This is a genomic window from Vulcanococcus limneticus LL (assembly GCF_943369875.1).
In the GTDB taxonomy this organism is placed as follows: domain Bacteria; phylum Cyanobacteriota; class Cyanobacteriia; order PCC-6307; family Cyanobiaceae; genus Vulcanococcus; species Vulcanococcus limneticus_A.
Map to the genome: position 1 here is coordinate 1 of NZ_CALROT020000016.1, position 24,061 is coordinate 24,061.

Genomic DNA, 24,061 nt, shown 5'->3' on the forward strand with positions numbered 1-24,061 from the left:
CGTTGGCAGCGCGCTCGAAACGACCGAAAGCGGCGTTCAGCTCGGTGTTGCTCAGGAAGCGGCCCTGGGAATCAGCGGCGGCGACGGCTTCGGTGAGGGGGGTCTTCATGGAAGGACGGGGTGAAGAAGGGGGGTCCGAAAGTCAGTGGGCTGCTACCACTCGCAGAGATCAACAGCAGCCCGGGATCAGCGTGTGCTGGTCGCCTCAGGCGACGGCAGCGGCAGCGCGATCGAAGTAGGTGCCGATTTCGGACACCAGCGCCGAGCAGTCACCGGGGGTGATGCCGTTGCGGTCGTTCACGATCGCGATGGCGGCATCCTTCATCTTGCGGACGCCTTCGGCCACGGAAGCGCCGGGCACGCCCAGGGCCAGGTAGGTCTCACGCAGGCCGTTCAGGCAGCGGTCTTCCAGCACGGAAGCGTCGCCGGTGAACACGGCATAGGTGGTGTAGCGCAGCACGATCTCCATGTCGCGCAGGCAGGCCGCCATGCGACGGTGGGTGTAGGCGTTGCCACCGGGGGCGATCAGCGCAGGCTGCTGGTCGAACAGGTCGCGAGCAGCGCTGGTGACGATCTTGGAAGCGTTGGAGGTGATCCGGTTCACGGCATCCATACGCTTGTTGCTCTCAGCCACCATGGCAGCGAGGGCATCGATTTGACCAGCGTTCAGGAATTCGCCGCGGGCATCAGCCTGGGCAACAACCTTGGTGAAGGCGTCGAACATTGATGTGCTCCTGGTCTCGACTCGGAGTCGGGAGGGTGATGAGGGGGAGGTGTGAACCCCACCACCGGGAAGGCCGGGAGGTGGTTTTTCACAGGGGCCGCGGGGAACGCGGCTCAGAGCCGCTGGTCCGTTTTGGCCCCCACATTGTTGGACGGGGCTATCAGTCCCATGAGCACTGCTTAACAAACGGTCACCGCCCCCTGAAAACGGCTGCGGCGCAGTGGGTTCAGGGGGCGAATCCAGTGCCGCGCCCGGCGCGAACGGCCCTCCATGGGGCTTCCTGTAGCCGCGGAGACGACTGCCCAGCGCCAAACCCCTCCACCAACGCCAGCCGCCCCTGGACCGATCCCACACCAGGCTGTCCCGCCCCACCATCAGCCCCCACCATCAGCCCCCTCCATGGCCCCCTCCGTGGCTGCCCCCATGGCCACCTCGATGGCCGGGGTGGAGCCAACAAAAAAGCCCCCTCGCCAGAGGGGGCTGCAGCTTGGGTTGCCGCCTGGGGCGACCACCGGGATCAGGAGGCCGCCGCCTCAGTCCTTCTTCTTGGCCTTGGCGGCCACGGCGGGCTGGGACACGCCACCACTGACGCTGACGTCGGTGATCTTGCCGCCCATGCGCTGAACCAGACGCATGGTCTCGTTCATGCGGGTGTAGGGCACGTTGAGGACCACATCGGCAGTGCGCGAGTAGTCGTTGTGGGCGATGCCGGTGGCGCTGATGCTGACCTGACGATCGTTGCTGAAGCTGGTGCCTCGGTTACCTGCGGAAACCTTCATCGGACGTTGGGGAGAGACGACAGGAAGGGGAGCCGATCAGTTGACCGGGGTGATGCTGGCGACGCGGCCACCTTCACGGTGAATCTGCTGCTGATACTCGAGCAGCTTGTTGAAGGGGATGAAGCGCACGCGGTTGCTGCGCTTGTGCAGGCGGTAGTTGTTGAAGCCGGTGATCTCCACGCGGAAGGTGCGACCCTCCTCGCCGGCACCCACGCCCTGGCGGGTGACGCCATCGGTAGTGACGCTGCGGAAGACGCCCGCCCTGGAGCCCGGAGCCACCACGGGAATGGGGCGCTCGGCATGGATGGCGGGGTTGAGGCGCGACTGGTTCTTGGCGATGTCGCCCTTGATCGAGGCGGCGGCACCGCGGGCCAGCTGCAGCAGGTTGGAGAACTGCAGGCCCTGCTGACCGGTGGAGTAGCTCCAGCCATGCAGGTAGGGAACGCCGTCCTCACCGAAGCGGTCCTGGTACTCGGCGCTGTCGATGTAGGAGTCGATCTCGGCGTCGAAGCCCTGCTCCTGCAGGATCGTGAAGTGGTGCAGCAGCTCCGCCTTGTTCTGGGGCGCGCGGCCCAGCAGGTGCTTGAAGTTGAGCTCGATGAAGCGGTAGGCGTTGCTGCTCTCGAAGAAGCGCTGGCGGTAGAGGCCGCTCTTGGCCACCTGACGCACGAACTCCCGCACGCTCAGGTAGCCACGCTTGAACAGCGACTCAGGGCCCTCAAGCCGCTCGCTGGCCATCACGTACTGGCGGCCGAGCACCTGCTCATAGACGGCGCGGATCACGGCGGCCTTGTCGGCCTCCGAGCCAGACGGCCAGTGTTGGTTGATCCGGTCGTTGGCGTAACGCTCGATGCCCAGGTAGGCAGCGTTGGCGAGAGTCATGGGCGTGCGGGCCGAGGGGGTGGCGGGGGCAGCACCGGAAGCGGTGCCGCGCGGATGGGCAACCTGCGCTGGCGCCGTGGGGCGCTGGGGCCGTGGGGCGCTGGGGGTGGCGCTGGCCAGGCACGTCCGGTGGCCTGGGGAGTGGACTGGTGCTGTCGCCGGGGAAGCGCTGCAGCATCAGGCTCACTCGGCAGGCCAAAGGGGGCCAGCCAGAGGGCTGCAGCCGGATCCTATGGGCCCTGTTTGGCCGCAAGCCGAGGCCTTCATAAACGTTACAAACTCCCGCCTGTCCCCAGCCCCTGGCAGCTGCGGACAGGCCCGATACCATCCGGCCCAACACCAACGGGCCCGCCATGTCTGCCCCTGTCTCCGCCACGCTCCAGCACCGGATCAGCGAGCAGCTCCAGGCCCTCAGCCAGGTGGGGGAGAGCCTGACCCTGCGCCTGCTCGATCTCGAGGAACGCCTGAAGCTGATCGAGGAGCATCTCAGCGATCAGGCCAGCCGATCCGAGGCGGATACCGGCCTGGAGCACACCGGCGAGATTCTGGCCCTCACCGAGGAGCGCATCGCCCGGCTGGAAGATCTGCTGACGGGCCAGAGGCTTGAGCACGCCGGCGGTGGCCATGCCCACCTGCATCTGAGCAGCGTGCCCACCTACGCGAAAAGCTCCTCCACCGCGGTGGAGGAGCCGGAGCTGGACCCGTTCCCCGAAGACGAAGAGCAGCCCTTCATGGATGAGCTGAGCGCCTGAGGCCAGCCGGCGGCCCGCTCAGCCGGCCGAAGCGGTGCTGAGCATGGCCGCCGCGGTGGTGATCAGGATCCGCACCAGCTCCAGGCCGCCGATGGCGGCCAGGGCCAGCCAGAGGGTCTGCGCGAACTTGGGGGGCTTGCCGCCAACCCAGGCCGGAGAGATCTGCTCGCCGCTGAACTGAACGCCGGAGCGGCCCGTGGGATCGGCCGGAGCCCGGCGGGCGCTGATGTCGCGCCAGTAGGCGTCGTAGCGGGGGGCCTTCTGGTTGAACGGCAGCTGGCCCTGGCCCCGACCCGCCAGCACCCGCGAGCGCTGGTACGGCACCACATCGGTGCCGAACGCCTCGAGATACTCCGGCGAATTCAGCAGGGCATCCACCAGCCCCTCGAGGCCCTGGTTGGCGATCACGATCGACCAGGCGATGCGCTCCTGGTCGCCGTACACGTCGCGGCCCAGCACCCGGCCGACCAGCTGCTCCACCACCCGGTAGTTGCTGTTGCAGCGGTAGAAACCCTCGCGAAACTTGCGGGAGAGCAGCAGGCCGCGGATGAAGTCGCGGGTGGTGATGGCGCCATGGCGCAGCTGCATTTCCAGGATCGGCTCACGATCCGCCTTGAAGGCGTGAAAGAAGATCTGGCGATAGGCACGCTCGATCACCTCATCCACATCCACCTGGATGCGGGGGGCCTCATCGTTGCCGATGGAGAAGTTGTTGACCCGGGCGTTCTGGGTGATCGGACGGGTCGCCAGCAGGGGCAGAGCCATGACGGCAGGGGAAAGGACGAACCAGCGGCGAACCTAGAAAGATCCGATAAGCAATTAGTCCTAGTCCGCCAAGACCTCACAGAGCTTCACTGCTTCGGTAACGCTCTGCGAAGGGATGACTCGCCCGCCCCGATTCAGCCCGCCAGCCACTGCGGCGGCAGTTCGTCGCTGTAGTCGTGGGTGCGCTCGAATTCGAACGGCCCGGCCAGGGAGCCCCAGAGCTGTTCGTGGGTCTCAGGGTGATGACCCCGGTCGATGGTGCGCATGCCGCGGCCATCGAGTTCAAAGCTGCTCACGAGATAGGACGTGGCCCCCTTGCGCTCCACCAGGCAACGACAGCCTGGCTCCACCTCCCCGTGGAAGCCGCCGGCGGTCTCCCGCACCAGGTAGGCACAGCCCTCCAGCGGCTTGAGGTCTGCAGCGGTGATCTGCTCCCGCTTGGCCCCGTCATCGACAGCGCCCCAGAAGCGCTCGTCGTCGTGGAGGGCCTGGTTGTGGATGATCAGACCTGCCTCCCCCTGCTCGGCCCGCAGCACCCGGATCCGGTAGGGGGCCGCGGGGTTGATCGCATACGACTGCTCGACCAGCAGCGAGCCGGGGGCCAGCTGCGGCAGGGGCCTGAACTTGACCAGGATGTGGGCGTAGAGCGGCGGGTTCTCGAAGGCCTGGGCCTGGTTGCTGAAGCCGGCGCTCAACTGGCGCAGCAGGCGGGCGAGGGGACTGGTCATGGCGGGGATCCTATGGGCATCCCGCCCCCAGGACGCTCAGAAGCCCAGCAGTCGCACGCGGAAGGCGGCCACCTGGCGGGCCATGGCCGGGTCGCTCTGCATGAAGGGGTGGTCGGCACAGGCCGTGAGGATCAGCTCCAGCTTCTCGTCGACGCTGAGGCCGTGGCCGGGCTGCTGCTCGTCGTGGCGCTTCCAGGCCTGATCGAAGGCCATGGCGAAGCTGTCGGCGTTGTTGAACAGCTGGCCGTCCTTGTCCAGAAAGGGCAGAGGCATCGGCGCTCGGGGAGGGAAGACAGACGGCTGGGGGCCGGGCTGTGGAGGCCAGGCCGTATCACAGGAGAGGGTGAAAGACCCAGCGGCCCAGGGGCCAGGGGATCGCCCGGGGCTGGAATCCCCTCCAGGGAGGGTAGGGATTCGGGAAATGCCAGGACCCAGATTTGAACTGGGGACACGGCGATTTTCAATCGCCTGCTCTACCAACTGAGCTATCCCGGCCCGTCGCCTGCGCGACTTCGGGATAGTAGGGCACGACGCTCCCAGGCCGGCGCCCCGGCGTGCGGGCCAGGCAGGCCAGGCCCCCCACCGCCAGGCCCTCGCCCTCCAGCACCTGGGCCGCTGCCTGGGCCGTGGCGCCCGTGGTGAGGATGTCGTCGAGCAGCCACAGCGGCTGGCGCCGCCAGCGGGACAGGGCGGCCCGCTGGGCCGGGGCCAGCCGGAAGGAGCCGCACTGGTTGCGCAGGCGCAGGGCCCGGCCCAGGTGGTGCTGGCCCACGGTGGGGCGACTGCGCTCCAGCAGGGGCAGCAGCGTCACGGCGGGGTGCCGCGCCATCGCCTGGCCCAGCTGGGCAGCGAGGGGATTGGCGCGGCGCTTCCAGCTGGGAATCGGCACCAGCAGCAGCGGCCCGGGGCGGCGGGGCCCCTCACCCAGCAGCAGCCCGACCAGGGCGGCCGCCAGCGCCGCCAGCACCGCCGGGGCAGGAGCCTGGCGCTGGCGCAACAGCAGCCGGCGGAAGGCGCCGTCGTAGGCCGCAAGGGCCCACCAGGACAAGGGCAGGCCGGGCAGCTCCTCCCCCTCGGCGCTGAGGCCCCCAGCCGGGAGGGCCAACTCAGTGCGGCACCCGGCGCAGAAGGCCGGTGTGGCTCTGGGCCCGAGCGGGGACGACGCCTCCAGAACACCGCCACAGAGCGGGCAGCGGGAGTCGCTGATCAGGGCCAGGGCGCCCTGGAGCAGCTGCAGGAGCATGGCGCGGCCCGCCGGAACTGCCCCCAGGATTCCCCGCCCCGCGGGATCGGTGCTCCCTCAGGCCGGGGCGTCGGGCCGGGGCAGGGCCCGCAGCATCGCCACCAGGGTGCGGTGGGCGTCCTCGCTGTCGCTGAGGGTGTGGTCGAAGGCCACCCGCACCGGCTGGCCATCCACCTCCAGCTGCATCGCCTCGGGCTCCACCGCCACCATGCGGGCGGCACTGGCCGCGGTCACCCCGCCGTAGTGGCGGGCGTAGGTGAGCACCGCCTCGGCGTGGTCGTCGTTCATGTGCTTGCAGATCCGCTCGCTCACGGCGGGGGTGAGGGGGTCGGCGGCCATGGGCTGGTGGGGACGAACGTGCGGCGATTCTGGAACCGGGGCCGGGCCGTCGTGCGGGGCAGGGCGAACTGGCCAACGCCAAGAAGCCTGGCCTGGAGCCGGCACGGCGGCCTCAGGCCGCCCCGAAGCGCTGCCAGAGCAGCAGCGCCAGCCGGACGGCGCTGAAGCCCACATAACCCGCCAGCACCACGAAGAGCGTCATCGAGATCCAGGTGCGCAGGCGATCGTTCATGGCGGGGGCGACGGCGTGGCCCCATCCTGACGGCCCGGAAGCGCCAGGGCGGCAGCCGCCAGGCGCGCCATGCCCAGGGCGGCGCTGCAGTGGGGGCGATTCAGCACCGGCACCCCCAGCAAGCGCTGGCGCAGGGCCCGCCACTGGGGATTGCGGGCGCCGCCGCCGATGCTGATCACCCGCCGCAGCGGCGGCGCCCCCAGCTGGGCCAGGCGACGCCAGCCCTCGGCCTCGATGGCGGCCAGGCCCTCCAGCAGGGCCTGCAGGTAGAGGGCATCGCTCACCGGCCGCGGCTCCAGCACCGGCTCCAGGGCGGGATCGTCCACCGGAAAGCGCTCACCCGGTCGCGGCAGGGGGCGCAGGGCCAGCCCACTGGGTCGGCGCGGGTCGATCTGGCGGCTGAGTTCGGCGAGCTGGTCATCGCTGAAGAACCGGCGCAGCACGCCGCCACCGGCGTTGGACGCCCCGCCCACCAGCCAGCGGCCCGCCACCCGATGGCAGCTGAGGCCCGGCCCCTGGATCGGCCGCCCGCAGAACTGCTTGAGCACCAGGGTGGTGCCGAGCACGGCGATGCCATCGCCGGGGCGGGGATCGGCCGCCAGCACGCCGGCGTTGGCATCGGTGCTGCCCGCCACCAGCCGGCAGGCCCGCGGCAGCCCCAGCTGGCGGGCCACCTCGGGAGCCAGGGTGCCCACCACCTGGCCACTGGGCACCAGCTGGGGCAGGGCCTCCCGCCAGGGCTGCTGGGCGATGGTGCCGCTCCAGGCCTGGTGCTGCAGATCCCAGCCCAGGCGCAGGTTGTTGCCCTCCTCGCCCCAGCGCCAGTCCGCCAGCAACCAGCCCATCAGCCAGTCGGCCTGGTGGCGCAGCCGCCAGTGACCCGCCAGCCCCTCCGCTTCGGCCTGGGCCAACAGGCGCAGGGCGCGGGCCAGGCTGCCGCTGGCGCTGGCGGCCGGTCCGCTGCCGCCGCTGAGGGCCAGCGCGGCCGCCGCCTGCTCCGGGCAGGCCTGGTGGTAAGGCAGGGCCAGCCCGAGACGGCCAGCGGGCCGGGAGCCATCCGGCCGGCAGAGCAGCAGCGTGCCGGAGGTGCCATCGAGAGCCAGGGCTCCGACACGGCCGAGCAGGTCGGCCGGGAGCTGGGCGCAGAGCGCGATCAGCCCCTGCCGCCAGCCCTCAGGATCCTCAAAGGGGAGCGGATAGGCCGCCGCCAGCTCCGCCACCGCACCACCCCCGGCATCGACCAGGGCCAGCCGCAGACCACTGCTGCCCAGATCGATGCCAAGGGCGAGCGGGCTGGGATCAGCCCGCAGTGCCGAAGACGGGGCCAGGGCCGCCGGGATCAGCTGGCGCTGGCGGCGGCGACGCGGCCCGCCGTGGCCTGCTTGAGGGTTTCGGCGATGGCGTCCACGTTCTCCCAGGGCAGGTTGAGGTCACTGCGGCCGAAGTGGCCGTAGGCCGCCACGTCCTGGTAGAAGCGGCCGCCGCGCTGCTGGGGCAGCTGGCGCAGGCCGAAGGCCTCGATGATCGCGCCGGGGCGCAGGTCGAAGTGCTCCTGCACCAGGGCGGTGAGGTCGGCGTTGCTGAGGACGCCGGTGCCGAAGCTCTCCACCAGGATGCTCACGGGCCGGGCCACGCCGATGGCATAGCTCAGCTGCACTTCCGCCTTCCTGGCCAGGCCGGCGGCCACCAGGGCCTTGGCCACGTAGCGGGCGGCGTAGGCGGCGGAGCGGTCCACCTTGGTGGGGTCCTTACCGGAGAAGGCGCCACCGCCATGGCGGGCGTAGCCGCCGTAGGTGTCCACGATGATCTTGCGGCCGGTGAGGCCGGCATCGCCCTGGGGACCGCCCACCACGAACTTGCCGGTGGGATTCACCAGGAAACGGGTGGTGTCCTTGGCGGGCTTGAGGGCCAGATCGGCGGTGGCCGGCTCCACCACGTGCACCCAGAGGTCGGCGGCGATGCGCTCGCGCAGGGCCTTCTCCTCCGAGATGCCGTCGATCTCAGCGGTGTGCTGGGTGGAGATCAGGATCGTGTCGATGGCCACCGGCACGTCGTCCTCGTAGACGACGCTCACCTGGGTCTTGCCGTCGGGCAGCAGATAGCCAAGGGTGCCGTTGTGGCGCACTTCCGCCAGGCGCCGGGCCAGGCGGTGGGCCAGGCTGATGGGCAACGGCATCAGCTCGGGGGTTTCATCCACCGCGAAGCCGAACATGATCCCCTGGTCGCCGGCGCCGATCAGATCGAGGGGATCGCCGTCGTGGTCGTCGGCCTCATTGACCCCCTGGGCGATGTCGGGGGACTGCTGGTCCAGGGCGATCAGCACAGCGGCGCTGCGGGCATCGAAGCCGCCGGCGCGGGCACCGCTGTAGCCGATCCGCTCGATCACGCCCCGCACCAGGGTGTTGAAGTCCACCCGGGCGGTGGTGGTCACCTCGCCGGTGATCAGGCACAGGCCCGTGTTGACCACGGTCTCGCAGGCCACACGGGAGGCGGGATCCTGGGCGAGCAGGGCGTCGAGTACCGCATCACTCACCTGGTCACAGATCTTGTCGGGATGCCCCTCGGTCACCGACTCGGAGGTGAAGACGTAGCGGCTGCCCATGCCTTCCGTGCACCAAAAAGGAGGATTCAGCCTATCCCTCAGCTCGGCGGTTTCGGTGTAGCCGGCCATGCAGCCCGCCCTCAGCCCCGCACGTCCAGCTCGCTCCAGTGGTGGATCAGGGGGTGGGGCTCCGCCAGCGGCGGCGGGCTGCTCCAGGCGGCGGTGTAGCCCAGGGCCCGCTGGTGGGGGATGCCGGCCGCCACCGCCATGCGCAGGTCGCTGTTGGCATCGCCGATCAGGGCGCAGTGGCGGGCCTCCAGGCCCAGCTGGGCGCACAGGCCGTGAACCGCAGCGGGATCGGGTTTGCGCGGGCGGTGCTCGGCACTCCAGAACCCGGCGAAGAAGCGCCCCAGGCCATGGCTGGCCAGAAAGTGCTCGATGCCGGCCACGTCGTCGTTGCTGATCACCGCGCAGATCACGCCGGCGGCCTGCAGACGCTCCAGCAGCGGCACCAGGCCCTCGGTGGTGGCGCTGGTGGCCCCGCCCCCGGCCGCCCCCGCCGCGGCGCGGCGGGCATCGGCGCGATCCGCGTCGGCGAACACCTCCTCACTGAGGGCCAGGGCCTCAGGCCAGCCCAGGCCCACCTGCACCAGGGCCGTGGCAGTGGAGATCAGGTTGTGGTCGCGGCTCGCCACCGCCGTGGTGCCGGCGGGGCAGAGGGCGCCCCCGCCCTGGCGCAGGCCATAGGCCCGCTCCAGCAGGTCCTGGAGGGAGGGGCGCAGCGGGGCCGCCACCCGCTCCAGGCAAAACAAAACCCTGGCCGCAGCCAGGGTGATGAGCTGGGGCTCGCTGACGCTGAGGGTGCCGTCCTTGTCGAACAGCACCGCCCGCGCCTCACCGAGCCCCGTGCCGCGCAGCAGCAGCTGAGGCATGGGGAAACCTGGGATCAGTCGAGGGTGACGCCCATGGGCTCGTTCTCCTCGGCCTGCTCCAGCAGCATCTGCTTGTAGCGGGCCGCCATCTCCTCGGCCTTCTCGAACACCTTCTGGGGGTCGGTGAGCATGTCGCCGGGCTCGGGCTCGAGGGCCTTGGTGGACAGCGAGATGCGGCCGCGCTCGGCGTCGAGGTCGATGATCATGACCTTCATCTGGTCGTTCACATTGAGCACCGTGTGGGGCGTCTCGATGTGCTCGTGGCTGATCTCGGAGATGTGCAGCAGGCCGCTGACACCGCCGATGTCGATGAAGGCGCCGTAGGGCTTGATGCCGCGGACGGTGCCGATCACCACTTCGCCCACCTCGAGGCGGTTCATCTTGCGCTCCACCAGGGCGCGGCGATGGCTGAGCACCAGGCGGTTGCGCTCCTCGTCCACCTCCAGGAACTTGAGGGGCAGGAAGTCGGCGACGAGGTCTTCCTTGGGCTTGCGGGTGCTGATGTGGCTGCCGGGGATGAAGCCGCGCAGACCTTCCACCCGCACCAGGGCACCACCGCGGTTGGTGGCGAACACCTCGGAGTAGATGGTGGCGTCTTCCTTCTGCAGCTGACGCACGCGCTCCCAGGCGCGCTGGTACTCGATGCGGCGGATCGAGAGGGTGAGCTGACCGTCCTCGTTCTCCTCGCTGAGGATGAAGAACTCACGCACCTCACCGGGCTCGAGCACGTCGGAGATGCTCTCCACCCGGTTGATCGACACCTCCTGCATGGGCATGAAGGCGGCGGTCTTGGCGCCGATGTCGATCATGGCGCCCTTGGGCTCCATGGCGAACACGGTGCCCTTCACCACGTCGCCGGGCTTGAAGTTGTAGTCGTACTTGCTGAGCAGCGACGCAAACTCCTCGAGCGTGAAGCCCACGCCGTCCATGTCCCGGGCAGCAGCGCGGCTGCTGGGGTCATCGGCGGTGGGCACCTCTTCCGGGATGTCGAGGTCGGCGGCGGCGTCGAGGGCGAACTCGAGGTCGGCAGCGGCGAGATCGGCCTCGCTGGCGTTGAGGTCGGAAGGGGTCACGGTCATGGAGAGTGGCGGACTGCCTGGGGCAGGGCGATGGAGTCCCTCACGCCGTCCGCCGACGGCACGTGGGGAATCCACGATCGTACCAACCGACCTCGCCAGGGAGGAGCAGACGAGCCGTCGGTAAGGCGACGCCGGCGCGCCTCAGCCGACGACCGCCAGCTTGGCGGCGGCGCGGCCCTTCTGGCCCGGCCGCCGGCTGAGGCCCTCCAGGGTGGCGACGAAGTCACTGATGCCCTGGAACTGGCGGTACACAGAGGCAAAGCGCACGTAGGCCACCTCGCTCATCTCGCTGAGCTGGGCCAGCACCAGTTCGCCGATCTCGCTGCTGCTCACCTCGCGGCCGCTGCGGCCCAGCAGCTGCAGCTCCAGGTCATCGACCACCGTCTCCAGCCGGGCCGGCTCGAGGCCCGTCTTCTCACAGGCCCGCAGCAGGCCGTGCAGCAGCTTGCCGCGGCTGAAGGTCTCGCGACTGCCGTTGCGCTTCACCACCGTGATCGGCACGGTCTCAACGCGCTCGTAGGTGGTGAAGCGAAAGTCGCAGTGCAGGCATTCACGCCGGCGGCGCACACTGCGGCCCGAGTCGGCGGAACGCGACTCGAGCACGCGGCTCTCGGTGTGCTGGCAGGAGGGACATTGCATCCCTGGGGATACCGCATTGGGCGTGCCGCAAGTGTAGACACCAAAGCCCCCGATGAGAAGGGTTCTGGCGCAATGGATCTGGGAGCACTGCCGCCACCAGCCCCCAGCGGAGGCTGAGTCTCAGCGGCCACAGCCACAAAAAAGCCCCCGCCAGGGCGGGGGCAGCGGAGCCCAAAGGGGCTCAGTCCGGATTCACTTGCCGATCTTCGGGGGATCGCGGAAGGCGATGGCGAAGAACAGGGTGGCGATCGCCAGCGTGAGGATCAGGATGTAAGCGAAGCTTTCCATGGGTTACCTCGATGGAACTGGCGGTCAGCTGAGGGTGCTGCCTGCGGGGGGCACGTAGCCCTCCGGCAGACGGCGGGTGGAACGGTCACCAAGCTTGGCGAAGAGACCGAATTCCACCTGTTCGCCCAGATCCGGATCGATACCGGCGAACACATCGCGATACAGGGTGCGGGCACCGTGCCAGATGTGGCCGAAGAAGAACAGCAGGGCGAAGGTGGCGTGGCCGAAGGTGAACCAGCCGCGGGGTGAGCTGCGGAAGGTGCCGTCGGAGTGGTAGGTCTCGCGGTCGAATTCGAACGCTTCACCCAGCTGGGCCTTGCGGGCGAGACGCTTCACGTCGGCGGGATCGGTGAAGCTCTGGCCGTTCAGGGCACCGCCGTAGACGGTGGCCGTCACGCCGGTCTGCTCGAAGGAGTACTTCGCCTCAGCGCGGCGGAAGGGGATGTCGGCGCGGACGATGCCCTGGCTGTCTTCCAGAACCACGGGGAAGTTCTCGAAGAAGTTGGGCAGGCGGCGCACCTGCAGGTCACGGCCTTCCTTGTCGGTGAAGCTGATGTGACCCAGCCAGCCGGTGGGCAGGCCGTCGCCGTTGACCATCGGACCGACGCGGAACAGACCGCCCTTGGCCGGGCTGTTGCCGACGTAGTCGTAGAAGGCGAGCTTCTCGGGGATGGCGGCGTAGGCCTCCGCCTTGCTGGCACCGCCATCGAGGGCGGTCTGCACGCGGCGGTTGATCTCCGTTCGGAAGTAGCCCTGGTCCCACTGGTAGCGGGTGGGGCCGAACAGCTCGACCGGGGTGGCCGCAGCGCCGTACCACATGGTGCCCGCCACCACGAAGGCGGCGAAGAACACGGCGGCGATGGCGCTGGAGAGCACCGTCTCGATGTTGCCCATCCGCAGGGCCTTGTAGAGGCGCTCGGGCGGGCGGGTGGTGATGTGGAAGATGCCGGCGATGATCCCCACAATGCCGGCGGCAATGTGGTGGGCCACGATCCCGCCCGGGTTGAAGGGGTTGAAGCCCTCAGGCCCCCAGGAGGGCTGCACCGGCTCGAGGTGTCCGGTCAGGCCGTAGGCGTCGGAGACCCACATGCCTGGACCGAACACGCCGGTGAGGTGGAAGGCGCCGAAGCCGAAGCAGCCGAGGCCCGCCAGCAGCAGGTGGATGCCGAAGATCTTGGGCAGGTCCAGCGCCGGCTCACCGGTGCGGGGGTCCTGCCAGATCTCGAGATCCCAGTAGGTCCAGTGCCAGATGGCGGCCAGGAAGAGCAGGCCGCTGAAAACGATGTGGGCTGCTGCCACACCTTCGAAGCTCCAGAAGCCGGGGTCAACACCGGTTTCACCGGTGATGCTCCAGCCACTCCAGCTGCCGGTCACGCCCAGACGCGCCATGAAGGGCATCACGAACATGCCCTGGCGCCACATGGGGTTGAGCACCGGGTCGGAGGGATCGAAGATGGCCAGCTCGTAGAGAGCCATGGAGCCGGCCCAGCCGGCGACCAGAGCGGTGTGCATGAGGTGCACGGCCAACAGACGGCCCGGGTCGTTGATGACGACCGTGTGCACCCGATACCAGGGCAATCCCATGGGGGTTTAGGTCCGGGGTAACAACCAGCCGTCCGAACCGGTGGACCCGGGGGCGGACAGCAGCACGATCGAGATGAGCTGAGCGGGGCCGCAGAGCGGGGCCAGTCAAGGCTCGATCCGTGCTGGCGATGGTAAGGGGTTCCCCAGGCCCAACGGATGGCCCCGCCTGGAGCTGAAACGAGCCGTGATGGGGGCGCAGGGCCGGCCTGACGTGGGCCAGACCGCTCCGGGGGCCAGGGCGGGGCCAGCGGCGGCGGCGCGGTGGTTACAAAACGCAACGCCACCACTCACAATGAAGGGGTTTCGCTGCCTTCGCCATGCCCGTGATCCGATTCGTGCGCGAGGGGCGCGACGTGGAGTGCTACCCCGGCGAGAACCTCCGCGACGTGGCCCTGCGGGAGGGGGTCGAGCTCTACGGACTCAAGGGCAAGCTCGGCAACTGCGGCGGCTGCGGCCAGTGCATCACCTGCTTCGTGGAGGTGGTGGGGGAGAGCGTGCCCGGCAGCCTCAGCGCCCGCACCCCCGTGGAGGAGCGCAAGCTGCTGCGCCGGCCCCAGCAGTGGCGCCTGGCCTGCCAGAGCCTGGTGCAGCACTCCGTGCTGGTGCTGACCCGGCCCCAGGCAGGCCTGGGCGATGCCGAGGCACGGATCGCCGCCGCCAAGGCCGAGCCCCTGCCCGCTGGCCCCACCGCCTGGCCCGTCGTGGAGAGCGAGGCCGAGGGCGAGATCGAGGGCGCAGCCGAGGAGTCCCAGCAGGGCCAGCAGCCCGGCGGTGGCGAAAGCACAACGGCGGATGAAGAGGCCTGAGGGGGAGTCGAGCAGCGGTGATACGGTCGCAGGGCTCAATCCCAATGCCATGGAAACCAACGACCTCGGCTTCGTCGCCAGCCTGTTGTTCGTGCTGGTTCCAGCGGTGTTTCTGATCGTGCTCTACATCCAGACCAGCAGCCGCCAGGGAGGCTGATTCGCCGCTCCCCCTGATCGGCCAAAGGCCCAGGGCGTCGCGACAGCGCGATCGGCGAGGCCCGGTCTGACAGCGCCGCAAGGCCAAACCCCCGGTCGAGGCTTGGAGCCCTGACCGGGGGTTTGCTCATGCAGGCTCGGCTCCGTGGGGCCGGGCCCGCCTCCTCAGCGGCGCCCCTCCGGCTCGCGCACCAGCAGCACCGGCGCCGGGGCATGCACCCGGATGTAGTCGCTCACGGAGGAGCCAAGCAGGCGGTCCAGATCCACCAGGGCCTTGGCCACGAGGGGGCGCCGGTCCTGGGAGGCGATCACCACCAGGTCGGCCTTGTGCTCGGCGGCGGCGGCGCAGACCCCGCGGCCGATGTCGCCGGTGGCATGGACCGGCTGCAACTCCACCCCCAAGCCCCGGGCCCGCTGCACCGCCTTCTCCAGCAGCTCGTCGGCCGGCGACTTGCCCCCCCGCGACGGGGTGATGTCCTGGCGGCTGATGTGCACACCGATCAGGCTGCCGCCGGGGATGCCCCGCACCAGCTCAGCGGCCAGGCGCAGGGCATCGTCGCCGACACCGGTGCCGTCGATCGCCACCACCACGCGGTTGATGTGGCGCACGTAGAGGTCGTCGCGCACCAGCAGCATCGGCCGGGTCGAGAGCTGAAAGACGTACTGGCTGGCGCTGTTGCTCAGGATCGACTGGAGCCGGCCCAGGCCGCGGGAGCCCATCACGATCAGGTCGCTGTCGAGCTCATCGGCCACCTTCAGCACGGTCTGCTTGGTGTCGCCCTGGCGGATGATCGTGTTGACCTCGCTGGGGTCGAGGCCGAGGCGCTGCACGGCATCGGCCACGATCCCAGCCGCCTTCTGGGAATGCTCGGCGTAGTTCTCGCCGGCCTGCTCGGGCACCACGTGCAGCAGGTTGAGGCGGGCCTGCCGCACGGTGGGGATGTCGCGCAGCATGCGCACCATCTCCTCGACGTGACCCTTGCCGGAATCGGCGATCAGAAGGTTGCGGAACACAGCTGTTGCAACGCGCTCCGGCAGCCTATGGCCGATCTGCAGGGCTGAGCAGCCCGGAGCGCACACCGTGATGGAGCCACACTTGGCCAAGGGCTGGACCCTGGAGCGGCGGGTGCTGCCGCAGCACACCGACCACGCCGGCGTGATGTGGCACGGGGCCTACCTGGCCTGGCTGGAGGAGGCCCGGGTCGAAGCCCTGGCCGCCGCTGGGCTGGCCTACAGCGACCTGTCGGCGCGGGGGCTGGAGCTGCCGGTGGTGTCGCTGGCGATCGACTACCGGCAGGCCCTGCTGCACGGCGATCGGGTGCAGCTCCACAGCGCGGTGCTGCCGCGCCAGGGGGTGAAGCTGCCCTGGCGGAGCCGCTTCATCGCGCCTGGCGGCGTGGTGGCGGCCGAGGCCCGGGTGGAGCTGGTGCTGGTGGACCTCTCGGGGGGGCCCGATCGGCGACGCCTGCTGCGCCGCCTGCCGGATGACCTGACCGCCGCCATCGAACGCCTGCAGCGGGGCCCGGAAACCCCGGAGCCGCGGCACGCCTAAAGTACATTTGTACTTGCCGTGGGGGTCGTATGGGGGATCTGCTGGTGGCGGCCTTCGGCGCCGGAGGCCGCCGGTCCGAAGGGCCAGGGGTTGGGCCGGAGCCGGAGGCGAATCCGCGGGAAGCGGATGCGCGGGAGGCCGAGGCCCTCCGGCTGTGGTGGCTGCTCTGGAGCGGCTGCCCCGGCATCGGCTGGCAGCGCCTCCAGGCCCTTCAGGCCAGCCACGGCAGCCTGGAGCGGGCCTGGGCGGCACCACCCGCGGAGCTGCAGGCCCAGCTGGGGCTGGGGAGCGCTGCCAGCGCGCAGGTCGAGGCCTACCGGCAGCACTGGGGCGACGCGCCGATCCCGTCGCCCATCGATGGCCCCACCCGCCGGCGCCTCGCCGTCAGCCGCACCCTGGTGCCGCCGGATGCGGGCTTTCCGGAGGCGGCCCGAGCCCTGGAGCGTCCGCCGCTGCGGCTGCACTGGCAGGGCAACGGCAGCCTGTGGCGGCCGTTGCGGCGGCGCCAGGCCATCGCCGTGGTGGGCACCCGGCGACCCTCGCCCCACGGGCTGTCGATCGCCCGGGCCCTGGGGGCCGCCCTGGCCGAGGCCGGCTGGCCGGTGGTGAGCGGCCTGGCGGAGGGGATCGATGCTGCCGTGCACCAGGGCTGCCTGGGCCGCGGGGGACGGCCGGTGGCCGTGCTCGGCACCCACCTCGGGCGGGTCTATCCCCGGCACCACGGCGCCCTGCAGGAGGAGGTCGCCAGGTCCGGGCTGTTGGTCAGTGAGCAGGAGCCGGGCACCCCGGTACGGCCCGGCCACTTCGCCCAGCGCAACCGCCTGCAGGTGGCCCTGGCCCAGGCCCTGGTGGTGGTGGAGTGCCCGGTGAACAGTGGCGCCCTGCACTCGGCCGAGCTGGCCTGGCGCCAGAGCCTGCCCCTCTGGGTGGTGCCCGGCGATGCCGGCAAGCCGTCGGCCCTGGGCAGCAACCGGCTGCTGGCCGGCGGCGCCAGCGTGCTGCTGGACCCCGCCGATCTGATCCGCTCCCTGGGCCCCGGTCCCCTGGCACAGCGGAGGGACGCCCCTCGCCCCGATGGGAAGCCCGCCGCGGGGCCTGGAACCCACGGCCTGCTGGAGGCGCTGGGGGCAGGCGCGTCGCTCGAGCAGCTCTGCAGCCGGCTGGGCCAGGGCCCCAGCCAGGTCACCCGGGAGCTGCTGGGCCTGGAGCTCAGCGGGCAGATCCGGGCCGAACCCGGGCTGTGGTGGCGGCCATGCTGAAGCGCCACACCCCTCTGCCTAGGGTGCGTGGATGGTGCAGCTCCCCCGCCACAGCGGAACCGCGCAGGGGCCCGGCGAGGCCGCACCGGAAGCCACAGGCGGCCCCGTGGTCTCCGGGGAGGAGCTGCTGGCCTGGCGCCGCCGCCAGCTGAGCCTGGGCGGCCACGCCGGCGACCTGGACTGGCTGCTGGATCTGGGCGGCGGCGTGGGCTGGCAGCCCCTCCAGGCCCTGCGCCTGCATCCCCAACGGCCGGTGCAGCTGCAGCAGGACCTGGCGCAGCTGGAACAGCTGTGGCGCGAACATCTGCGCAGCGCGGCGCCCCTGCAATACCTGGTGGGGATCTGCCCGTGGCGGGACCTGGAGCTACAGGTGGCTCCGGGGGTGCTGATCCCGCGCCAGGAAACGGAGCTGCTCGTGGAACTCGCCCTCGCGGCTGTCGATCCCCGGGCCTCCCTGCGCTGGGCCGACCTCGGCACCGGCTCCGGTTGCCTCGCCGTGGCCCTGGCCCGCAGCCTGCCCCGGAGCCGGGGCCTGGCGGTGGACCTCAGCCCCGATGCGCTGCTCCAGGCGACAGCGAACCTGGCGCGGGCCCAGGTGGACGATCGGGTGCAACTGCGCCAGGGCAGCTGGTGGGAGCCGCTGCGGGACAGCTGGGGCCACTTCGAGCTGGTGGTGAGCAACCCGCCCTACATCCCCACAGCCGTGTGGGAGCGGCTCGAACCGGTGGTGCGGCGGCACGAGCCCGCCCTGGCCCTCGATGGCGGCGACGACGGCCTGGGCGCCATCCGCGAGCTGGCGGCCGGAGCCGCGCAGGCCCTCGCACCCGGCGGCTGGCTGCTACTGGAGCACCACCACGACCAGAGTGAAGCCGTGCTGAACCTGCTCAAACGGGGTGGGCTCGTGGATGTGGAGGCCCACCGCGACCTGGAAGGCCAGTGGCGGTTTGCCCGTGGACGGCGCCCCCAGGCCGCCGAACCGCCCACCTAGAGAGGCACCAACCAGCGCCAGCTTCCGTCCCCCTGCCGACCCCGCCGTGTCCTCGCTTTCCGCAGCCGGAACCGCCCACACCGCCGAGACGACGGCAGCCAGCCCCCCGGCGCTCGAAGCCGCCAGCCTGAGTGGTCGTCTGCGCGAGGGCGCGCCGGCCCTTTTCCCCACCGACACCCTGCCGGCCCTGGCGGCCAGGCCCGAGGCCGCCGCCCAGCTCTGGGAGCTGAAGGGCCGGCCCAGCCACAAGCCCGTGATCCTGATGGGGGCTGAGCTCAGGGAGCTGCTGGACCAGCTGGGCGTTCCGGTGCTGCCGGCCTGGCGCGCCCTGGCGGAAGCCCACTGGCCTGGGGGCCTCACCCTGGTGCTGCCAGCCCGGGGTGCGCTGCTGGAGCAACTCAACCCTGGAGGCACCAGCCTGGGGCTGCGGGTGCCCGCCTGCCCGATGGCCCTGGAGCTGCTGCGACTCACCGGCCCCCTGGCCACCACCAGCGCAAACCGCTCCGGAGAGCCCCCCTGCCTCACGGCCAGCGAGGCCCAGGAACGCTTCCCGGAGGTGCCGCTGCTGGCCCCGACACCCTGGCCTGCGGGATCGGGACAGGCCAGCACCGTGGTGACCTGGACCGACACCGGCCACTGGCAGCTGCTCCGCCAGGGAGTCGTGACGCTGCCGGGAGCGATGACCACCCCTGGGAGCTGAGCCGCCATGGCCTGGATGGTGCTGCTGGTGGTGGCCCTGATGAGCCTGAACCACTGGCTGATGGAACCGCTGCTGCAGCTGGGCACCGGCCTGTTTGAAGGCCAGGCCGTCGGCTGGCTGCTTCTCCTGCTGCTGCTCTGGATCACCGCGGGGGCGGTCGCCCCGAAGCGCTGACCAGCAGTCACCCCCAAACGCCAACAAAAAACCCCTGGCCGGGGCCAGGGGTTGCAAGCGTCCCTCAAGGGAGAGCAAGAGGCAGGTGGGAAGGCCGACCGTTGGGTCGGCCAAGGCCATCAGCCGAACTTGCCGGAAGTTGAGGCGATCAGGAAGGCGGCGTAGGTCACGAAGTAACCGACGGTGAAGTGGGCGAGACCCACCACACGGGCCTGAACGATCGAGAGGGCGACGGGCTTATCGCGCCAGCCCACCAGGTTGGCGAGCGGGGTGCGCTGATGCGCCCAGACGATGGTCTCGATCAGCTCCTGCCAGTAGCCACGCCAGGAGATCAGGAACATGAAGCCGGTGGCCCAGATCAGGTGACCGAACAGGAACATCCAGGCCCAGACGGCGAGGTTGTTCGTGCCAAACGGGTTGTAGCCGTTGATCAGCTGAGAGGAGTTGAGCCACAGGTAGTCGCGGAACCAGCCCATCAGATAGGTGCTGGATTCGTTGAACTGCGCCACGTTGCCCTGCCAGATGGCGAGGTGCTTCCAGTGCCAGTAGAAGGTGACCCAGCCCACGGTGTTCAGGGCCCAGAAGACCGCCAGGTAGAAGGCGTCCCAGGCCGAGATGTCGCAGGTGCCGCCACGGCCGGGGCCGTCGCAGGGGAAGGAGTAGCCGAAGTCCTTCTTGTCGGGCATCAGCTTGGAACCCCGGGCATCCAGGGCGCCCTTCACCAGGATCAGGGTGGTGGTGTGCAGACCCAGCGCAATGGCGTGGTGCACGAGGAAGTCACCAGGGCCGATCGGCAGGAACAGATCGGTGTTGCCGTTGATGGCATCCAGCCAGTAGTGGTCGCCGGCGATGTTGGCCGAAGCCAGGCTGGCGGCACTGTTGGGGTTGGAGAGCAGCACGTCGAAGCCGTAGATCGCCTTGCCGGAAGCGGCCTGGACGAACTGGGCGAAGACGGGCTCCACCAGGATCTGCTTCTCGGGGGTACCGAAGGCAACGACCACGTCGTTGTGGACGTAGAGACCCAGGGTGTGGAAACCGAGGAACAGGGAGACCCAGCTCAGGTGGCTGATGATGGCTTCCTTGTGCTCAAGAATCCGAGCCAACACGTTGTTCTTGTTGGCTTCCGGGTCGTAGTCGCGGATGAAGAAGATCGCACCGTGGGCGAAGGCACCGCACATCAGGAAGATGGCGATGTACTGGTGGTGCGTATACAGCGCAGCTTGCGTTGTGTAGTCCTTCGCGATGAACGCGTAGGACGGCATCGCATACATGTGCTGGGCCACCAGGCTGGTCACCACGCCGAGGCTGGCCAGGGCCAGACCCAGCTGGAAGTGCAGCGAGTTGTTGATGGTGTCGTAGAGACCCTTGTGGCCAGCGCCCAGGTCACCAGGGGTGCCCTTGGGGGGGTTGTGGGCTTCGAGGATCTCGCGGATCGAGTGACCGATACCGAAGTTGGTCCGGTACATGTGGCCGGCGATCACAAAGATGCAACCGATGGCCAGGTGGTGGTGGGCAATGTCCGTGAGCCACAGGGCTTCGCTTTGGGGGTGGAAACCACCGAGGAAGGTGAGGATCGCGGTGCCGGAGCCGGTGCTGGTGCCGAAGACCTGGTTCAGGGAATCAGGGTTCTGGGCATACACACCCCAGTTGCCGGTGAAGAACGGAGCCAGACCGGCGGGGTGGGGCAGCACGTTGAGGAAGTTGTCCCAACCGACGTGCTGACCGCGGGACTCGGGGATGGCCACGTGGACCAGGTGACCGGTCCAGGCGATGGAGCTGAAGCCGAACAGCACCGCCAGGTGGTGGTTCAGACGGGATTCAGCGTTCTTGAACCAGGCCAGGGAAGGCCGGAACTTGGGCTGCAGGTGCAGCCAGCCAGCGAACAGGGCCCAGGCCGAGAGGATCAGCAGGAAGATCGAACCCTGGTAGAGCTCGGCGTTGGTGCGCATGCCGATCGTGTACCACCAGTGGTACACGCCGGAGTACGCAATGTTCACCGGGGAGGTGGCACCAGCCTGGGTGAAGGCGGTGATGGCACCCTGGCCGAAGTGGGGATCCCAGATCGCGTGGGCGATGGGACGGACATGCAGAGGATCGGCGACCCACTGCTCAAAGTTGCCCTGCCAGGCGACGTGGAACAGGTTGCCCGAAACCCAGAGGCCGATGATCGCGAGGTGACCGAAGTGGGTGGAGAAGAGCTTTTGGTAAAGCTTCTCCTCCGTCATTCCGTCATGGCTCTCGAAGTCGTGAGCCGTGGCGATCCCGTACCAAATACGACGGGTTGTCGGGTCCTGTGCCAGACCCTGGCTGAACGAAGGAAATTTCGTTGCCATTGGGAAAGGTCAGGTGAGGTCAGCCGACCGCAATGATGCGGGCCAGGAAGAAGGACCAGGTGGTCGCGATACCGCCCAGCAGATAGTGGGCGACACCGACGGCACGGCCCTGGGTGATCGAGAGCGCCCGCGGCTGAATGGCGGGAGCAACCTTCAGCTTGTTGTGAGCCCAGACGATGGACTCAATCAGCTCCTGCCAGTAGCCGCGGCCGCTGAACAGGAACATCAGGCTGAACGCCCAGACGAAGTGGGCACCCAGGAACATCAGACCGTAGGCGCTGCTGGCGGAGCCATAGCTGTTGATCACCTGTGCGGCCTGGGCCCACAGGAAGTCACGCAGCCAGCCGTTGATCGTGATGGCGCTCTGGGCAAAGTTGCCGTTGGTGATGTGGGACACGGAACCGTCAGCGTTGACGGTGCCCCACACATCGCTCTGCATCTTCCAGGAGAAGTGGAAGATGACGATCGAGAGGGAGTTGTACATCCAGAACAGGCCCAGGAACACGTGGTCCCAAGCCGACACCTGGCAGGTACCGCCACGGCCGGGGCCGTCGCAGGGGAAGCGGAAGCCCAGGTTCGCCTTGTCGGGGACGAGGCGGGAGCTGCGCGCGTAGAGCACACCCTTCAGCAGGATCAGCACGGTGACGTGGATCGTGAAGGCGTGGATGTGGTGGACCATGAAGTCGGCCGTTCCCAGGGGGATCGGACCGGCGGCCACCTTGCCGGCAACGGCCACGACGGAACCGTTGAACACCTCGCTCACGCCAGCCAGGGCGTTGGGAGCGGTGCTGCCTGCGGCAGCGGCGTGCAGACCCTGGATCCACTGCGCGAAGACTGGCTTCAGGGCAATGGCGGAGTCGCTGAACATGTCCTGGGGACGGCCCAGGGCACGCATGGTGTCGTTGTGGATGTACAGGCCGAAGCTGTGGAAGCCGAGCCAGATGCACACCCAGTTGAGGTGGCTGATCAGGGCATCACGCGCCTTGAGCACCCGATCCAGCACGTTGTCCACATGCTTGGCGGGGTCGTAGTCGCGGATCATCGCGATGGCGGCGTGGGCGCCGGCACCGACGATCAGGAAGCCACCGATCCAGGTGTGGTGGGTGAAGATCGACAGCTGGGTCGGGTAGTCGATGCCGATGTAGGGATACGGGGGCATCGCATACATGTGCTGAGCCACGATGATGCTCAGCGAGCCCAGCAGGGCCAGGTTCACAGCCAGTTGGGCGTGCCAGCTGGTGGTCATGAACTCGTAGAGGCCGTCATGACCCTTGGAGGCCGGGAACAGCAGGGGATCGCCCTTCTGACCCTCGAGGATCTCCTTGATGCTGTGGCCGATGCCCCAGTTGGTGCGGTACTGGTGGCCGGCGACGATGAACAGCACCGCGATCGCCAGGTGGTGATGGGCGATGTCGGTCATCCACAGGCTGCCGGTCACAGGATTCAGACCACCCTTGAAGGTGAGGAAATCGCTGTAGGCCGCCCAGTTGCCGGTGAAGAAGGCATTGATGCCGGCACCGAAACCGGGGAACAGCTGCGCAATGAGGTCCTGGTTGAGGAACTCATGGGGCAGGGGGATGTCCGCGTAGGTGGCGATGGTCTTGCCATTGAGCACCAGCGGCTTGCCGGCGTCGATGGCATCCATCAGCGCGGTGGTGGGCAGGGACACGTGGATCAGGTGACCCGTCCAGGACAGGGAGCCCAGACCCAGCAGACCGGCCAGATGGTGGTTGAGCATCGACTCAACGTTCTGGAACCACTCGAGCTTGGGGGCTGCCTTGTGGTAGTGGAAGACGCCCGCATTGAGCATCAGGCCGGCCATCACCAGAGCGCCGATGGCCAGGGCCAGCAGCTGGGTTTCGTTGGTGATGCCCCAGGCCCTCCACACATGGAAAAGACCGGAGGTGATCTGAATGCCGTGGAAGCCGGCACCCACATCGCCATTGAGAATCTCCTGGCCGAAGATCGGCCAGACCACCTGCGCACTGGGTTTGACGTGCGTGGGGTCGGCGAGCCAGCCGGAGTAGTTGGAGAAGCGGGCGCCGTGGAAGAAGGCACCGCTCAACCAAATGAAGATGACGGCCAGGTGACCGAAGTGGGCCGAAAAGATCTTCCGGCTGACCTCTTCGAGATCACTGGTGTGGCTGTCGAAATCGTGAGCGTTGGCGTGGAGGTTCCAAACCCAGGTGGTGGTTTTGGGACCCTTGGCGAGGCTGCGATCGAAGTGGCCGGGCTTGCCGAACAGTTCGAAGGTGGCCGGGTTGTTCACCCGGTCGACCTGGGCCTTCGCCGTTTTCCCACGCTCTGGTGGGCTGATGGTCATCGAGACGTTCCTCGAGGGACGGGATCGAGGTGGAGGTCCACCCCTCCGGGCCGGCCCGGAAAGCCGGGAGCCGGGACCGGTGGAGCCACATGGACCGGGCGGACGAGCCAACCGGGGCCATGGGCGCCAGCCGGGGCGAGGGCTGCGGCGGGAGCCGAAACCGCTTGCCATGACTGGAGCTTGGGGCCCCAAAGAGGGGACCGCTGGCGTGAGTATAAAGGCGATATCCAAGCCGTCTGGGCGGGGAGTTACAAAGGTTCAA

At 69.1% G+C, this 24,061-nt stretch carries 26 protein-coding genes, 1 tRNA gene and 1 pseudogene; 8 read left to right on the forward strand and 20 right to left on the reverse strand.

The genetic code is table 11. From position 1 onward, the window contains the following. The 4 genes and pseudogenes from ACLV7J_RS14130 to ACLV7J_RS14145 all read right to left on the reverse strand — a co-directional run. Positions 1-109, reverse strand: a pseudogene (locus ACLV7J_RS14130) (phycocyanin subunit alpha); the annotation flags it as partial. Positions 110-205: 96 nt separating this feature from the next. Further along, entirely contained in the window at positions 206-724 is a 519-nt protein-coding gene (locus ACLV7J_RS14135) for a phycocyanin subunit beta (RefSeq protein WP_411869711.1), read from the reverse strand. Positions 725-1,257: 533 nt separating this feature from the next. Continuing rightward, a complete protein-coding gene (locus ACLV7J_RS14140) occupies positions 1,258-1,503 on the reverse strand; it encodes a phycobilisome linker polypeptide (protein WP_411869712.1) in 246 nt (81 codons plus the stop codon). A gap of 36 nt (positions 1,504-1,539) precedes the next feature. Continuing rightward, entirely contained in the window at positions 1,540-2,385 is an 846-nt protein-coding gene (locus tag ACLV7J_RS14145; RefSeq protein WP_411869713.1) for a phycobilisome rod-core linker polypeptide, read from the reverse strand. 353 nt (positions 2,386-2,738) lie between these two features. Here ACLV7J_RS14145 and ACLV7J_RS14150 point away from each other — a divergent pair, with 353 nt between their 5' ends. Beyond that, positions 2,739-3,137, forward strand: coding sequence for a hypothetical protein (locus tag ACLV7J_RS14150; protein ID WP_411869714.1), 399 nt, complete (start codon positions 2,739-2,741; stop codon positions 3,135-3,137). Positions 3,138-3,155: 18 nt separating this feature from the next. Here the strand turns inward: ACLV7J_RS14150 and ACLV7J_RS14155 are convergent, their stop codons facing one another. The 13 genes from ACLV7J_RS14155 to psbB all read right to left on the reverse strand — a co-directional run bounded on the left by ACLV7J_RS14155 (position 3,156) and on the right by psbB (position 13,508). Beyond that, positions 3,156-3,902 carry a phycobilisome rod-core linker polypeptide gene (locus tag ACLV7J_RS14155; protein ID WP_411869715.1) on the reverse strand — a complete coding sequence of 249 codons (747 nt, stop codon included), beginning with the start codon at positions 3,900-3,902 and terminating at the stop codon, positions 3,156-3,158. Positions 3,903-4,036: 134 nt separating this feature from the next. Beyond that, positions 4,037-4,630: a chromophore lyase CpcT/CpeT gene (locus ACLV7J_RS14160; RefSeq protein WP_411869716.1), complete on the reverse strand. Its 594-nt coding sequence runs from the start codon at positions 4,628-4,630 to the stop codon at positions 4,037-4,039. A gap of 36 nt (positions 4,631-4,666) precedes the next feature. Next, positions 4,667-4,903 carry a hypothetical protein gene (locus ACLV7J_RS14165; protein ID WP_411869717.1) on the reverse strand — a complete coding sequence of 79 codons (237 nt, stop codon included), beginning with the start codon at positions 4,901-4,903 and terminating at the stop codon, positions 4,667-4,669. 149 nt (positions 4,904-5,052) lie between these two features. Next, positions 5,053-5,125, reverse strand: a tRNA-Phe gene (locus tag ACLV7J_RS14170). After that, entirely contained in the window at positions 5,091-5,873 is a 783-nt protein-coding gene (locus ACLV7J_RS14175) for a ComF family protein (protein WP_411869718.1), read from the reverse strand. Before ACLV7J_RS14175 ends, ACLV7J_RS14170 begins: the two co-directional genes overlap by 35 nt. Positions 5,874-5,930: 57 nt before the next feature. Further along, positions 5,931-6,212, reverse strand: coding sequence for a DUF2470 domain-containing protein (locus ACLV7J_RS14180; protein WP_411869719.1), 282 nt, complete (start codon positions 6,210-6,212; stop codon positions 5,931-5,933). Positions 6,213-6,440: 228 nt separating this feature from the next. Beyond that, positions 6,441-7,772, reverse strand: a complete 1,332-nt coding sequence (locus ACLV7J_RS14185) for an FGGY-family carbohydrate kinase (RefSeq protein ID WP_411869751.1) — start codon at positions 7,770-7,772, stop codon at positions 6,441-6,443. A gap of 11 nt (positions 7,773-7,783) precedes the next feature. Continuing rightward, positions 7,784-9,046 (reverse strand): methionine adenosyltransferase, encoded by a 1,263-nt coding sequence (metK, locus tag ACLV7J_RS14190; RefSeq protein WP_411869720.1) that lies wholly within the window; start codon positions 9,044-9,046, stop codon positions 7,784-7,786. 80 nt (positions 9,047-9,126) lie between these two features. Beyond that, positions 9,127-9,918 carry an HAD family hydrolase gene (locus ACLV7J_RS14195; RefSeq protein WP_411869721.1) on the reverse strand — a complete coding sequence of 264 codons (792 nt, stop codon included), beginning with the start codon at positions 9,916-9,918 and terminating at the stop codon, positions 9,127-9,129. A gap of 14 nt (positions 9,919-9,932) precedes the next feature. Then, positions 9,933-10,997 carry a 30S ribosomal protein S1 gene (locus tag ACLV7J_RS14200; RefSeq protein ID WP_255126811.1) on the reverse strand — a complete coding sequence of 355 codons (1,065 nt, stop codon included), beginning with the start codon at positions 10,995-10,997 and terminating at the stop codon, positions 9,933-9,935. Positions 10,998-11,138: 141 nt separating this feature from the next. Then, the gene (nrdR, locus tag ACLV7J_RS14205; protein WP_411869722.1) at positions 11,139-11,636 is read right to left on the reverse strand and encodes a transcriptional regulator NrdR; all 498 of its coding nucleotides are present in this window, start codon (positions 11,634-11,636) and stop codon (positions 11,139-11,141) included. A 192-nt stretch (positions 11,637-11,828) separates the two neighbouring features. After that, entirely contained in the window at positions 11,829-11,924 is a 96-nt protein-coding gene (locus tag ACLV7J_RS14210) for a photosystem II reaction center protein T (RefSeq protein WP_006042122.1), read from the reverse strand. A 24-nt stretch (positions 11,925-11,948) separates the two neighbouring features. After that, a complete protein-coding gene (gene psbB / locus ACLV7J_RS14215; protein WP_411869723.1) occupies positions 11,949-13,508 on the reverse strand; it encodes a photosystem II chlorophyll-binding protein CP47 in 1,560 nt (519 codons plus the stop codon). Between the two features lie 317 nt (positions 13,509-13,825). Between psbB and ACLV7J_RS14220 the strand changes: the two genes are divergently transcribed. Together ACLV7J_RS14220 and psbM are read left to right on the forward strand one after the other, a co-directional pair. Next, positions 13,826-14,314 carry a 2Fe-2S iron-sulfur cluster-binding protein gene (locus ACLV7J_RS14220; RefSeq protein ID WP_411869724.1) on the forward strand — a complete coding sequence of 163 codons (489 nt, stop codon included), beginning with the start codon at positions 13,826-13,828 and terminating at the stop codon, positions 14,312-14,314. Between the two features lie 49 nt (positions 14,315-14,363). Then, the gene (gene psbM, locus ACLV7J_RS14225) at positions 14,364-14,471 is read left to right on the forward strand and encodes a photosystem II reaction center protein PsbM (protein ID WP_094590918.1); all 108 of its coding nucleotides are present in this window, start codon (positions 14,364-14,366) and stop codon (positions 14,469-14,471) included. A gap of 164 nt (positions 14,472-14,635) precedes the next feature. Here the strand turns inward: psbM and ACLV7J_RS14230 are convergent, their stop codons facing one another. Next, positions 14,636-15,484: a universal stress protein gene (locus tag ACLV7J_RS14230; RefSeq protein WP_411869725.1), complete on the reverse strand. Its 849-nt coding sequence runs from the start codon at positions 15,482-15,484 to the stop codon at positions 14,636-14,638. Positions 15,485-15,554: 70 nt separating this feature from the next. Between ACLV7J_RS14230 and ACLV7J_RS14235 the strand changes: the two genes are divergently transcribed. From ACLV7J_RS14235 to ACLV7J_RS14255, 5 genes are all read left to right on the forward strand, one after another. Continuing rightward, on the forward strand, positions 15,555-16,022 hold the full coding sequence (locus tag ACLV7J_RS14235; RefSeq protein ID WP_411869726.1) for an acyl-CoA thioesterase: 468 nt from the start codon (positions 15,555-15,557) through the stop codon (positions 16,020-16,022). A 29-nt stretch (positions 16,023-16,051) separates the two neighbouring features. Further along, a complete protein-coding gene (locus ACLV7J_RS14240) occupies positions 16,052-17,281 on the forward strand; it encodes a DNA-processing protein DprA (RefSeq protein ID WP_411869727.1) in 1,230 nt (409 codons plus the stop codon). Positions 17,282-17,312: 31 nt separating this feature from the next. After that, positions 17,313-18,269, forward strand: a complete 957-nt coding sequence (prmC, locus tag ACLV7J_RS14245; RefSeq protein ID WP_411869728.1) for a peptide chain release factor N(5)-glutamine methyltransferase — start codon at positions 17,313-17,315, stop codon at positions 18,267-18,269. Between the two features lie 127 nt (positions 18,270-18,396). Further along, entirely contained in the window at positions 18,397-18,969 is a 573-nt protein-coding gene (locus tag ACLV7J_RS14250; protein ID WP_411869752.1) for an L-threonylcarbamoyladenylate synthase, read from the forward strand. 6 nt (positions 18,970-18,975) lie between these two features. Next, positions 18,976-19,143, forward strand: a complete 168-nt coding sequence (locus tag ACLV7J_RS14255; protein WP_411869729.1) for a hypothetical protein — start codon at positions 18,976-18,978, stop codon at positions 19,141-19,143. 119 nt (positions 19,144-19,262) lie between these two features. Here ACLV7J_RS14255 and psaB read toward each other — a convergent pair whose 3' ends face one another. Both psaB and psaA read right to left on the reverse strand, forming a co-directional pair. Beyond that, positions 19,263-21,476, reverse strand: a complete 2,214-nt coding sequence (gene psaB / locus ACLV7J_RS14260) for a photosystem I core protein PsaB (RefSeq protein ID WP_411869730.1) — start codon at positions 21,474-21,476, stop codon at positions 19,263-19,265. Positions 21,477-21,495: 19 nt separating this feature from the next. Then, a complete protein-coding gene (gene psaA / locus ACLV7J_RS14265; RefSeq protein ID WP_411869731.1) occupies positions 21,496-23,799 on the reverse strand; it encodes a photosystem I core protein PsaA in 2,304 nt (767 codons plus the stop codon). Between the last annotated feature and the right edge of the window lie 262 nt (positions 23,800-24,061).